We start from the raw sequence: 12244 nt of genomic DNA on the forward strand, positions 1-12244 counted from the left end.
TCCATCGGAAGAGCCGGCTCAGGCGGGGATCCAGGCTTCAAGCAGATCGACCAGCCAGGGCACGAGCAAGGCGGTAGCGAAGGCGGAAAGCGCCATCGCAAGCCCGGAAAAAGCACCCATCTGCGAACTTACCTGAAACGCCCGGGCGGTCCCGATACCGTGTGCTGCAACACCCATGGCAATGCCCCTGGCGGTGTCATCGCGAACCCGGATCCACTCAAAGAGCTTGGTGCCCAGAACGGCGCCGGTGATGCCCGTGATAACAACCAATACGGCAGTCAGCGACGGAAGGCCGCCAATTTTTTCGGAAATCCCCATGGCCACCGGCGCCGTTGCCGATTTCGGGGCCAGGGACATCTGGATCTCCGTAGACCCACCCAGAAGCCGGGCCAGGCCGATAGAGCTGCCTGCGGCGATGACAACGCCGCAAAAGAGCGAAATGGTCACCGGTAACCAGAGCTGTCGAAGCCTGGAAAACTGCTGGTACAGGGGAACGGCCAACGCCACCGTGGCCGGACCGAGCAGAAAGTGAACAAACTGGCCGCCTTCAAAATAATCGCTGTAGGAGGTGCCTGTCGCCAGCAGCAGAATAATAAGCATGGCGACGGACGTGACCACCGGGTTGGCCAGAGGGTTGGAGTTGGTTTTCAGATACAGCCGGTAGGCCAGGCCATAGGCCACCAGGGTGATCGTGAGCCCCAATAGCGGTGATGCGGAGAGATATACCCAGATGTCTTGCAGGCCCGGCTCATTCATCGCCGCCCTCCTTTTCAGCAAGCGGCTTGGCAAACCAGCGGGTGGTTACCTGCATGATCAGCGCGGTGGCAACCATGGTAATCACGGTACTTAACAACAGCGCCAGGGTTATTGGAAGCCACTCGTCGGCGATGCGGCCAAAGTGCGCCATCATGCCCACGCCAGCGGGAACAAACAGAAGCGAGAGATGACTGAGTAAGGCCGTGGACGCCTGATCGACAGACTCCGGCGCCTTGCCCCGTATCATCAAAGTTACGAACAGCATCACCATGCCAAGTACGGGCCCGGGGATGGGAACACCGAGCAAGCGAACTGTAATCTCCCCTATCAACTGGTAGACAAGCAGAAGGGTAATGCCGTTCAGGAACTGCATAACGCAGGACTCCAGTCAGTTTTTGCTCTGTACCGTCGAAATGGGAATGATGCTTCGACCATACATGGCGAGAACAAAGCCGATGGGGAACATCAGCACCCCGTAGACCGCAGCCGGGATCGACATGGCGCTGGATTCCAGCAGAGTCAGAGTGACCATGAGGGCAATGGTGCCGTTCTTTACACCCAGCTCCACCGCCACTGCCAGGGATTCCCGCTGGGTCAGACCCGCCATCCGGCCGGCCGCCAGGCCGAGACCAATACCGGCCAGATTCAACAGGATGGTTGCCGGCCCCGCCTGCTTCAGGAGCTCCCAGATCTGGTCGCGAACACCGTACACCAGCGCCACGATCAGCACCGCCAGCACAATGCCGCCAAAGATACTCACAATGCCCTCGGCCTTGCGGGCAACTTCTGGCTTACGGGTACGAACCACCATCCCGATGGCGACCGGGAAGAGCACGATGCCAATCAGCATGCCCACGGTTTTCCAGACCGGCAGCACAATGTCTTCCTCGGTTCCCATGTAGTACTGAAGGGCAATATTGGTAAACAGCGGCAGGGTAAGAATGGTGATCAGGCTGGCGCTGACAGTCAGTACTATGGAGAGGGCAATGTTCCCCCGCGAGAGCAGCACAAACAGATTCGAGGTTGTGCCTCCGGGGCAGGCGGCGATGATCACCAGTCCGACCGCTATGGCCGGCGGAACCGCCAGCAACGTGGCCAGCATGAAGGCGATGAGGGGCATGACGAGAATCTGGGCAATGGTGCCGACGATCATCCCTTTCGGATACACCGCCACCTGGCGGAAGTCTCGTATCGTCAGGGTCATGCCGATACCGATCATGATGATGAACAGAGCAATCGGCAGTCCTGCCGAGATAAGCGGGCTGGATTCCACAACGCCTCCGGATGTTTTTGTTTTTACTGCAACCAACCGATGAAAAGTAGCACACACTCGCCTCTTTCGGGAGACTAAAACGGCAAAGGTTTGAGGTGGTACGGCACTGCAGAACCGGGGAACTTTATGACCTGAAACATCGTGTCACGAAGCAGTTGCAAGTATACTTGCATGAGATAACTAAAATACCTGGATACTGGTGGAGACGCACAAGGAATGAAACGCCTGGGAACGCTGGATGCCTCTTGGCTGGCCGTAGAATCTGAAGACACCCCCATGCATGTGGGCAACCTGCAGATCTTTTCGCTACCGGAGGGCGCCCCTGAAACCTTCCTCCGGGACATGGTGACCCGCATGAAGGAAACCGGCGATGTCGCGCCCCCCTGGGGTTTAAAGCTTGCCTGGTCCGGACTGTTGGGTCGGGTACTGGCGCCGGGCTGGAAAGTCGACAAGAAAATCGATCTGGATTACCACGTGCGTCACTCGGCACTGCCGCGCCCCGGCGGTGAACGGGAACTGGGCATACTGGTATCGCGCCTGCACTCCAACCCCCTGGATTTTGCCCGCCCGCTCTGGGAATGCCACGTTATCGAGGGCCTCGAGAACAACCGTTTTGCGCTCTACACCAAGATGCATCATTCCATGATTGATGGCATCAGTGGTGTACGCCTGATGCAACGGGTACTGACAACCGATCCCGACAAACGGGACATGCCGCCACCCTGGTCGGTTCGGCCGGAGCGCCGTCGCGGCAGCAAATCCGATTCCGAGGCCAGCGTGCCCGGCGCGGTCTCACAGGCCATGGAGGCACTGAAACTGCAAGCGGATATGGCGCCACGTCTGTTGCAAGCGGGCAACAGGCTGGTGCATTCGGTCCGTCACCCCGAGGATGGTCTAACGGCACCGTTTACCGGGCCCGTGTCCAAGATCAATCACCGGGTTACCGGCCAGCGCCGGTTTGCCACCCAGCATTATCAGCTCGACAGGATCAAGGAACTTGCCCACGTTTCCGGCGCTTCCCTCAACGATATCGTTCTGTACCTGTGCGGAACTGCCCTCAGGCGTTTTCTGCTGGAACAGAATGAACTTCCGGACGCTCCCCTCACAGCCGGCATACCGGTTAACATCCGGCCGTCCGATGACGAAGGGACAGGCACCCAGATCAGTTTCATGATCTCTTCGCTTGCGACCGACGAAGCCGATCCACTGACCCGCCTGCAAAACATCAAGGCGTCAACGCGAAGGGCCAAAGAGCATTTGCAGAAGCTGCCCAAAAGCGCGCTCACCCAGTACACCATGCTCCTGATGTCGCCTTATATACTGCAGCTGATGTCCGGCCTTGGCGGTCGCATGCGGCCGGTATTTAACGTTACGATCTCCAATGTGCCGGGGCCCCAGAGAACGCTTTACTACGAGGGCGCGAAACTGGAAGCCATGTACCCTGTCTCGCTGATTACTCACGGTGGCGCTTTGAACATCACCTGCCTGAGCTATGACGGTTCACTGAACTTCGGCTATACGGGCTGCAGGGATACCCTGCCAAGCATGCAGAGACTTGCGGTTTACACGGGTGAAGCACTGGACGAACTGGAAAGCCTGATTCTTCCGCCAAAGGCCAAACCGAAAGCTGTGGCCAAGCCCAGTGCGCCACGCAAACAGCCAACGAAAAAGAGTAAAGCGGACTGATACAACGGACAATCAGCCCGCGCTTTGCCAGTGAGCGGCGCCCACGAAAATCAGTTGCAGGAAGCGGGTGGTCCGCTTCCTGATCTGCTCGATCTGGTAGTCGTCGTCGGCGGATACGCCGAGCAGATCAGTCAGGCTGAAGGCGACACTGCGAACCACCAGGTCACAGGTCATGTCCAGATCCTGATCGGTCAGATGGTCTACCAGCCTCAACCTGCGCAGATCATTCGCAAGCTCACTGGCAAAGAAACGCATCTCGCTCCGGATACCTTCCTGCACTGCCCTGCTCTCACCGGCCAGCCCCTGGGCCATGAACAGAAAGAAACTCCGGTTGGCCTGCGCGTGGCTGATAAAGATGGCCACCGATTCTTCAATCAGTTTGTCCGCCTGCAACACATTCGCGCGGGCTTCTCGCATCATCCTGCGTAGCACCAGGCCCAGCTCATCCACAAGCTGCAACCCCAGATCGTCCATATTGCGGAAATGCCGGTAAAACGAGGTGGGCACCACGCCTGCCTGACGTGTCACCTCCCGGATACCAAGACTGGCGAAATGCCTGCCCTTGCCTACCAGGGTTAACGCCGCGGTCATCAGTTTCTCGCGGGTTTCACCGGGCTTTCTTCGCTGTTTTTCCGCCATCCTGTACCCATACCGCCTGCCGTTAGCCAATGGTTCACAAGTGTACACATCCCAAAAAATAAAAGTACAGAATGCTTGTCATTTTGAGCCATTACGAGCTCAGCCGTTGTCAGTTTACGTAGTCGTGTGTACATTCGTACACATAAGTGAACACTTGTACACACGGACAGCGAAAAGCCTCAGGGAGGCAACGATCATGTTAGCGAAACAGCCCCAGCAAAAAGCCCTTCACTGGCTCGGAAGGCAGCTATTCAACCGGGATGACCCGGAAGCGTTTTTTGACCCACTGCTGGAACGCATCAACCCCATGTGGGTACAAGAGTACACACCGGCCAGAGTGGAGCAGATCCTTTCTGAAACCGGGGACACCAAGACACTGGTTCTGAAACCGGCCAGGCGCTGGTCGGGCTTCCGCGCGGGCCAGCATGTGAACATCTGTGTTGAAGTGGATGGAGTACGCCGAAACCGTACGTTCAGCCTCTCGAGCTCACCCCTGCTCTGGCAGGAACAGGGACTGGTCACGCTGACCATCAAACGCCTTCCCGGCGGCCTGGTGACCAACTGGCTTCACGATCACCTGCAAACTGGGGCGGTAATCGGTCTGGGCGAAGCCTTTGGTGATTTTCTGATACCAGAACCGGCCCAACCGGTGCTGTTTATTGCCGGTGGCAGCGGCATCACGCCAGTGTTGAGCCAGCTTGAGACCATGGCGGCCCAGGATTACCGGGCACCGGTGACTCTGCTGTATTTCGTCAGAACCCGTGATGACGTTATTGCCCGGGAGAAACTGTTGGCCCTGAAGGCACGCTATAGCGCCCTCACGCTTAATATCATCGCCACCAACGAGTCCAGGGAACCCCGCTACCTGCGTGGCCAGGATCTGGACACAGTGCCAGGCATCAAGGCTCGGCAGGTCTATCTCTGCGGCCCCAAAGGCCTGATGGATCTGGCCCAGGGCCTCCTCTCCGAGAGAGGCTTTGCTGACGCGGATATCCACAGCACGTTCTTTTCAATGCCAAGTGCCAACCTTGGAAACGAAACACTCGGTGGTGAGGTTCAGTTTGAGAGCAGCCAGATGATGGTCGATTCCGAGGGCGATGCCACCCTGCTGGAAATCGCCGAGGCCGCCGGACTGACACCGCGCCACGGATGCCGCATGGGCATCTGCCACCAGTGCAGTTGCCGGAAAACCACGGGTACCGTCATCAACCGTCTGACCGGCCAAACTTCCGGCCCCGGCGAGGAGACTGTCCAACTTTGTATCTCCGTTCCCCGCGGCCCGGTCTCACTCGACCTTTAAGAACCCACATCCGATTTTATTGCGGGGCCTGAGCGCACCGCAGGGAGTATGACCATGAAAAAGATGACCGAAGCGCAACTCGCAGAACTTGAAACCGATCTGAACGCGATCCGGGAGGAGGTTCTGGCGGACCTCGGAGAACGGGACGCACGTTACATCCGGAGAATGATCCGGCTGCACCGGAGTCTTGAGGCCGGTGGCCGGATCATGATGCCATTCGGCTTCCTTCCGCCGGTGTTCGTTGCTGCCACGGCAACCCTCGGCATTGCCAAGATCCTGGAAAATATGGAGATCGGTCACAATGTCATGCACGGCCAGTATGACTGGATGAACGACCCGAGCCTGAATTCCCAGACCTACGAGTGGGATACGGTCTGCACAGGTGACTCCTGGCGCCGTACCCATAACTATGAACATCACACCTACACCAACATCATCGGCAAGGACCGTGACTACGGCTACGCCGTCTTACGACTGACCGATGACGAGCCCTGGAAACCCTGGCACACGCTGCAGTTCATCAATTACATTCTGCTGAGCGTGTTCTTCCAATGGGGCGTGGGCCTGCACGAACTTGAAACCGAGAAGCTGCGAAGCCGGGAAATAAGCTGGCGGGAAAAACTGCCGTTCCTGAAGCAATTCGCCCGCAAGGGTGGCCGCCAGGCCTTCAAGGACTACGTTTTCTTCCCGCTGCTTACCTTTCCGGTGGCTCCGATTGTTCTGGCGGGGAATGTGGGCGCCAACCTGATCCGTAATCTCTGGTCATCCACGGTGATTTTTTGTGGCCACTTTACCCAGGATGCGGAAACCTTCACAGAGGAGGAATGCGAGGGCGAGAGCAAGGGCCACTGGTATTTGCGCCAGCTCACGGGGTCCTCAAACTTCACCGGGGGCCGCTGGCTTCATATTCTGAGCGGCCATCTTAGCTACCAGGTGGAACACCACGTGTTCCCGGACCTGCCCGCCCACCGGTATCCGGAGATTTCCGGGAAGGTACAGGCGGTGTGTCGAAAGCACGGCATTCACTACAACACCGGCAGTTTTGCCAAGCAGTACGGCACGGTAGTCAAACGCATACTCCGACATTCACTGCCGGAGAAGTTGATGGGAATGGCCAGAGCGGCCTGACAGGGCTGGAGCGGCCAGGCGCCAAGGGCGCGCCTGGCCGCGTCAGGCTATCTGAAGTAATCTCAAGAGCTGGGGCCTGTGCTGATCCTGGATAACATCGGCCAGGGTGTACTTATCCAGCACTTCCAGGAAGGCCTTCAACGCCTCACCGAACATCGATTTCAGGCCACACACAGGGGTTATCTTGCAGGCGTTCTTGGAGGAAAAGCACTCCACGATGCTCAGGTCCTGTTCGGTTTCCCGTACCAGGATACCAACGTTAATATCCGAGGGCGCCCGATGCAGACGCATTCCACCCTTTTTGCCCCGGATGGTTTCAATGTAGCCCTTCTTGTTCAGCTGGTGCACCACCTTCATGAGGTGGTTTTTGGAAATGTCATAGCTGTCAGCGATTTCCTGAATGGTCGCCAGACGATCACCCTGAACTGCCAGATATATCAGTACTCGAAGTGAATAATCCGTGTAGCGGGTGATGTGCATTCAATACTCCAGTCGTGTGTGCAATCGTTCAATAAGAAGGTCGGGTTACCAGATAACAGGCGGTGCCGCACAAAAATACGCCAGAAATGCCCAACACCATCGCTGACGCTCCCAACGCAAACAGCATCCCCCAACTCAGGGCCATCATGCTGCACGCCAGCACCTTCGCCCGTGCCGGCACTGCCCTGCGAGTACGCCACTGATCAATGGCAGGACCAAACCTGGGATGGTCTTCAAGCCACTGAGCAAAAGCCGGAGACCCCTTGCTGGCAAAAAATGCGGCCAGCAGAACGAAGGGTGTTGTGGGCAACAACGGCAGAACCACTCCTGCAGCAGCCAGCGTAATCGAGATATACGCAAGAATACGAAATCCGGTTTTCCCAAAACGATCGCCCATCACGGGGTTCTCACCAAGGTTCATAACTGCATCTATTCTACCGGGATTCAATGGACAGGTCTGCCCAAACGGCTGAGAAAAACCAGACGCGCCACATAGGCCACCTTGATACCGACCGCAAAAACCAGGGTTCCGATGTGGGCAGCAATTTGCACAGACAGTGCAAGCGCGCCCGCCAACGGGTATGCAAGCAGAATTGTAACCATCAAACCCAACACTGACAGTCCCAGGGTGCTGTTTGCTGTGAAAAGCCACTTTTCGTATTCACTCATGAATCCACCTATAACATTTACTATAAATACATCTTAATGCTAAGCCGGCACCAGAAAAAAATCAAACCGTAGAAAGTCACCCACCTAAAAACCTTCCCTTACCCATCTACGACTTCCGATATACCCACAAAATAAATTTGACACCTTAAATGCATCAAATCAAAATTCCTGCATAAAGATTTATCTTAAATAAATGTTTAATGAGGAGACAGTGTTATGAAACAGAAAGACGCCTACCCGACCAGACTGGGAGGAGCGCACCATGGCTAAGTACCGCCGCCTCTGGTTTTTGCTGATCGGAATCCTGGCAGTAACCTTCACGCTCCTGGGGTATTTCGGTGCCGAGGTGTACCGCGAAGCACCGCCCATCCCGGATCGCGTTGTGTCCGCCGACGGCGACACCCTGATGACCGAGGAAAGCATTCTTGATGGACAAACTGCCTGGCAGTCCGTCGGAGGCATGCAGCTTGGCTCGATCTGGGGCCACGGTGCCTACCAGGCACCGGACTGGACCGCCGACTGGCTGCACCGTGAACTGGAAACCTGGCTGGAAATCGCAGCCCTGGAAGAGTACGGGCAGGAATGGCACAGCCTCAGCGGGCAGCAGCAGAACGCCCTGCAGTACGACCTGAAGACCGAGTACCGCACCAATACCTACGACGCCGCTACCAGCACTCTGCACCTTTCCGAGCGCAGGAGCGAAGCTATTGCCAGAACAGCCGACTACTACAGCCGACTGTTCAGCGACGCTCCGGAACTGCAGTCAACCCGCGAAAACTACGCCATGAAGGAAAACACCCTGCCCAGCGCCGAGCGTCGCGAGCGGATGACCGAGTTTTTCTTCTGGACTGCCTGGGCCGCTGCTACCGAACGCCCGGACAGCGAGGTTACCTACACCAACAACTGGCCCCACGAACCGCTTATCGATAACAGGCCTAGCGGCGAGAACGTGGTCTGGTCGTTAATCAGTGTGGTTCTCCTGATTGCCGGTGTCGGTGGTCTGATCTGGGCCTGGGCCTTCCTTCGCAAGGAGGATGAGGAACCGCAGGCGCCACTGAAGGATCCACTGAGTGCAGTCGGGCTTACGCCTTCCCAGAAAGCATTGGGCAAGTATCTTCTGCTGGTGGTTGGCCTGTTCACTTTCCAGGTCATGCTTGGCGGCTTCACTGCCCACTATACGGTTGAGGGCCAGGGCTTCTATGGCATCCAGACTTCTGAGTGGTTCCCATATTCGCTGATGCGTACGTGGCATATTCAGTCCGCCATGTTCTGGATTGCCACCGGCTTCCTCGCCGCTGGTCTGTTCCTCGCCCCCATCATCAATGGCGGCAAGGATCCGAAATTCCAGAAACTGGGTGTTGATGTGCTGTTCTGGGCCCTGGTTGCTGTGGTTGCCGGTTCGTTTATTGGCAACTTCCTCGCCATCAACCAGATCATGCCGGCCAATCTCAGCTTCATGCTGGGCCACCAGGGTTACGAGTATGTAGACCTTGGCCGCCTCTGGCAGATCGGCAAGTTCCTCGGCATCGTGTTCTGGTTGGTGCTGATGCTGCGCGGTATTGTTCCCGCCCTGCGCCAGCCTGGTGACAAGAACCTGCTGGCCCTGCTGACCGCTTCGGTGGTTGCCATTGGCCTGTTCTATGGTGCCGGCTTCTTCTATGGGGAGCGTACTCATATCTCGATCATGGAGTACTGGCGCTGGTGGATTGTCCACCTGTGGGTCGAAGGCTTCTTTGAAGTGTTCGCAACCACTGCCCTAGCCTTTATCTTCTGCAGCATGGGCCTGGTGTCCCGCACCGTGGCAACATCTGCCAGCCTGGCATCCGCCAGCCTGTTCATGCTCGGGGGCGTGCCCGGCACCTTCCACCACCTGTACTTCTCCGGCACGACCACGCCGGTAATGGCAGTGGGCGCCACCTTCAGTGCACTGGAAGTGGTACCACTTGTGGTCCTGGGATACGAGGCCTGGGAAAACTGGCGCCTGAAGTCCCGCGCACCGTGGATGGAAAATATTCGCTGGCCGCTGACCTTCTTTGTGGCGGTTGCCTTCTGGAACATGCTGGGTGCCGGCGTGCTCGGGTTCATGATCAACCCGCCAATCGCGCTGTATTACATCCAGGGCCTGAACACCACGCCCACCCACGCCCACGCGGCCCTGTTCGGTGTCTATGGGTTCCTGGCCCTGGGCTTCGCACTGATGATCCTGCGTTACATCCGTCCGCGCATCATCTTTGACGAGCGGCTGATGAAGGTAGGTTTCTGGTGGCTGAATATTGGCCTGGTCCTGATGCTGTTCACCAGCCTGTTGCCGGTCGGCTTTATCCAGTTCATTGCCAGCGCCAGCGAGGGCCTGTGGTACGCACGCAGTGAAGCCTTCATGCAGAGCGATATCCTGCAAACCCTGCGCTGGGTCAGAACCATTGGCGACGTGGTCTTCATCGTTGGCGCACTCGCCGTAACCTGGCAAGTCGTGAAGGGCGTTTTCTTCCCGGATCTGGAGCCGGTTGCCCTCGAAACCGATGAAAGCGGCGCAACCAGCGAGCTCAGCGCCTGAAAAAAGAGAGCCCGGGCCAGGGACGGCCCACTCTGAATTACCTGACAGCAGGCTTACCTCCCGAGGGGTATCGGAATTGGTGATCCAATCTGCAATACTTGGTCTATACTCAGGTTAAAAAACAATCGGCAACAGGACCAACCCGATGCCCCAGAACAAGCTGACAGACCGTTTTGGTCGCACCGTCAACTACGTGCGTCTGTCCGTCACTGACCGGTGCGATTTCCGCTGCGTGTACTGTATGGCCGAGGACATGACTTTCCTGCCCCGCCAGCAGGTTCTCACCCTGGAAGAAATTGCCCGCGTTGCCCGCAACTTCGTTGACCTGGGTACCGAAAAAATTCGTCTGACCGGCGGCGAGCCGCTGGTACGCAAGGATATCCTGGAGCTGGTAAAGGAGATTGGCACTTACGGTCTGCGCGACTTTGCCATGACCACCAATGGAAGCCAGCTCACCACCATGGCCGAGCCTCTGCGCAAGGCGGGGATGCATCGCCTGAACATCAGCCTGGATTCCCTGGACGCCGACAAATTCCGCAACATCACCCGCACCGGCAAACTGTCACATGTGCTGGACGGTATTGATGCTGCCCGGGAAGCTGGCTTCCGGGGCATCAAGATCAATACAGTGGTGATGAAGGGCCGCAACGACGAGGAGATCCCGGAGCTGATCGAGTTCGCCCGCAAGAAAAAGGTGGATATCAGCTTTATCGAAGAGATGCCGTTGGGTGAGATTTCCGAACACGATCGGGGCCTGGCGCTTTGCACCAGCGAAGAAGTTCGGGACATCATCCGCAAGCATCACGAGCTGGTGCCCGCTACCGAGGATTCCGGCGGTCCCGCCCGTTATTACCGCATGGAAGACAGCGAGACCCGGGTCGGTTTCATTTCTCCCCATTCCCACAACTTCTGTTCTACCTGTAATCGGGTGCGGGTGACCGTCGAAGGTCGGCTGCTGCTGTGCCTGGGTAACGAGCACTCGGTGGATCTGCGCAGGGTGCTACGGGGCAATCCGGTGACTGATGACAAGTTGCGGGAAACCATTATCAATGCCATGGATCTGAAGCCGGAGCGGCATCACTTCTCCAGCAACGGGGATGTGCAGATCCTCCGGTTCATGAACATGACCGGCGGCTAAGCGGCCGGCACAGCAACCAGCACAACAAAAGGGTCAGATGAAAGCTTTCATCTGACCCTTTTTCATTTCTAGTGGTCCATTCCGTCCATACCATCCATACCATGCTTCGCCATGCCGGTGTTCAGATGCTCCATGGTGATCGAACTGTATTTCAGAACCTCACCGCCATGTTCCATCATGAACCCGTGGGCGGCTTCCTCGGTCGCAAAGGAGGCAAGCGTCGGCCCCATGGCGCCCGAGCGGTCAGAGCCAACCACGAAGAAAGCGTCCCGGGCGTCGATCAGGGCGGTGTCGTCCGGATGCTCCCACTCGGTCTGGGTCATGTCGTGGACGTAGAGGGTGTGATCACGGTTTTCATTCTCCGGCTGGAGCATCCAGGCGAACATGTCCTTGGTGGAGCAGAACTTACGGACGTGCTGCTCTTTCTCGGTTATGGCCTCACCCTTGGGGCCCGGGAAATTGGAGATCACCATGCCGCAGACGTGGCATTCATCGCCGCTTTCGAAATGCACCGGTTCGGGTTTGGCCATGGTCTGCTCCTCATTGCCCGAACAGGCGGTGAGGGTTATGGCTGCCAGAGCGGCCAGGAGCCAGTTGAGTTTGCTTCTGTTCATCGGGACA

13 protein-coding genes are annotated in these 12244 nt (G+C 57.4%); 5 read left to right on the forward strand and 8 right to left on the reverse strand.

Annotated elements, in window-relative coordinates; genetic code table 11:
* Positions 1-18 precede the first annotated feature (18 nt).
* Genes BM035_RS11880 through BM035_RS11890 form a run of 3 tightly spaced genes read right to left on the reverse strand, consistent with a single transcriptional unit; the run spans position 19 to position 2029 of the window.
* Positions 19-756, reverse strand: a complete 738-nt coding sequence (locus BM035_RS11880) for an LrgB family protein (RefSeq protein WP_014578190.1) — start codon at positions 754-756, stop codon at positions 19-21.
* The gene (locus BM035_RS11885) at positions 749-1129 is read right to left on the reverse strand and encodes a CidA/LrgA family protein (RefSeq protein WP_092032020.1); all 381 of its coding nucleotides are present in this window, start codon (positions 1127-1129) and stop codon (positions 749-751) included. Before BM035_RS11885 ends, BM035_RS11880 begins: the two co-directional genes overlap by 8 nt.
* A gap of 15 nt (positions 1130-1144) precedes the next feature.
* The gene (locus BM035_RS11890; protein WP_092032023.1) at positions 1145-2029 is read right to left on the reverse strand and encodes a bile acid:sodium symporter family protein; all 885 of its coding nucleotides are present in this window, start codon (positions 2027-2029) and stop codon (positions 1145-1147) included.
* A 216-nt stretch (positions 2030-2245) separates the two neighbouring features.
* Here BM035_RS11890 and BM035_RS11895 point away from each other — a divergent pair, with 216 nt between their 5' ends.
* Positions 2246-3715 carry a WS/DGAT/MGAT family O-acyltransferase gene (locus tag BM035_RS11895; protein WP_092032025.1) on the forward strand — a complete coding sequence of 490 codons (1470 nt, stop codon included), beginning with the start codon at positions 2246-2248 and terminating at the stop codon, positions 3713-3715.
* Positions 3716-3727: 12 nt separating this feature from the next.
* On the opposite strand, the gene BM035_RS11900 is transcribed toward BM035_RS11895, so the two are convergent.
* The gene (locus tag BM035_RS11900; protein ID WP_014578194.1) at positions 3728-4354 is read right to left on the reverse strand and encodes a TetR family transcriptional regulator; all 627 of its coding nucleotides are present in this window, start codon (positions 4352-4354) and stop codon (positions 3728-3730) included.
* 196 nt (positions 4355-4550) lie between these two features.
* Here BM035_RS11900 and BM035_RS11905 point away from each other — a divergent pair, with 196 nt between their 5' ends.
* Both BM035_RS11905 and BM035_RS11910 read left to right on the forward strand, forming a co-directional pair.
* The gene (locus BM035_RS11905; protein ID WP_092032029.1) at positions 4551-5654 is read left to right on the forward strand and encodes a ferredoxin reductase; all 1104 of its coding nucleotides are present in this window, start codon (positions 4551-4553) and stop codon (positions 5652-5654) included.
* 54 nt (positions 5655-5708) lie between these two features.
* The gene (locus BM035_RS11910) at positions 5709-6782 is read left to right on the forward strand and encodes a fatty acid desaturase family protein (RefSeq protein WP_008175363.1); all 1074 of its coding nucleotides are present in this window, start codon (positions 5709-5711) and stop codon (positions 6780-6782) included.
* A 42-nt stretch (positions 6783-6824) separates the two neighbouring features.
* On the opposite strand, the gene BM035_RS11915 is transcribed toward BM035_RS11910, so the two are convergent.
* Genes BM035_RS11915 through BM035_RS11925 form a run of 3 tightly spaced genes read right to left on the reverse strand, consistent with a single transcriptional unit; the run spans position 6825 to position 7931 of the window.
* The gene (locus tag BM035_RS11915) at positions 6825-7262 is read right to left on the reverse strand and encodes an RrF2 family transcriptional regulator (protein WP_008175365.1); all 438 of its coding nucleotides are present in this window, start codon (positions 7260-7262) and stop codon (positions 6825-6827) included.
* Positions 7263-7290: 28 nt separating this feature from the next.
* Complete coding sequence (locus BM035_RS11920; RefSeq protein ID WP_008175367.1) at positions 7291-7683, reverse strand: YbaN family protein; 393 nt, start codon at positions 7681-7683, stop codon at positions 7291-7293.
* A 23-nt stretch (positions 7684-7706) separates the two neighbouring features.
* Entirely contained in the window at positions 7707-7931 is a 225-nt protein-coding gene (locus BM035_RS11925) for a hypothetical protein (RefSeq protein WP_008175371.1), read from the reverse strand.
* Between the two features lie 262 nt (positions 7932-8193).
* Between BM035_RS11925 and BM035_RS11930 the strand changes: the two genes are divergently transcribed.
* Together BM035_RS11930 and moaA are read left to right on the forward strand one after the other, a co-directional pair.
* The gene (locus BM035_RS11930) at positions 8194-10485 is read left to right on the forward strand and encodes a nitric-oxide reductase large subunit (RefSeq protein ID WP_092032033.1); all 2292 of its coding nucleotides are present in this window, start codon (positions 8194-8196) and stop codon (positions 10483-10485) included.
* A 145-nt stretch (positions 10486-10630) separates the two neighbouring features.
* The gene (gene moaA, locus BM035_RS11935; RefSeq protein ID WP_092032036.1) at positions 10631-11623 is read left to right on the forward strand and encodes a GTP 3',8-cyclase MoaA; all 993 of its coding nucleotides are present in this window, start codon (positions 10631-10633) and stop codon (positions 11621-11623) included.
* A gap of 68 nt (positions 11624-11691) precedes the next feature.
* Here the strand turns inward: moaA and BM035_RS11940 are convergent, their stop codons facing one another.
* Positions 11692-12237, reverse strand: a complete 546-nt coding sequence (locus BM035_RS11940) for a nitrous oxide reductase accessory protein NosL (protein ID WP_053112947.1) — start codon at positions 12235-12237, stop codon at positions 11692-11694.
* Positions 12238-12244 lie beyond the last annotated feature (7 nt).

The sequence above is a fragment of the Marinobacter sp. DSM 26671 genome (assembly GCF_900112835.1).
GTDB classification, from domain to species: Bacteria; Pseudomonadota; Gammaproteobacteria; order Pseudomonadales; family Oleiphilaceae; genus Marinobacter; species Marinobacter flavimaris.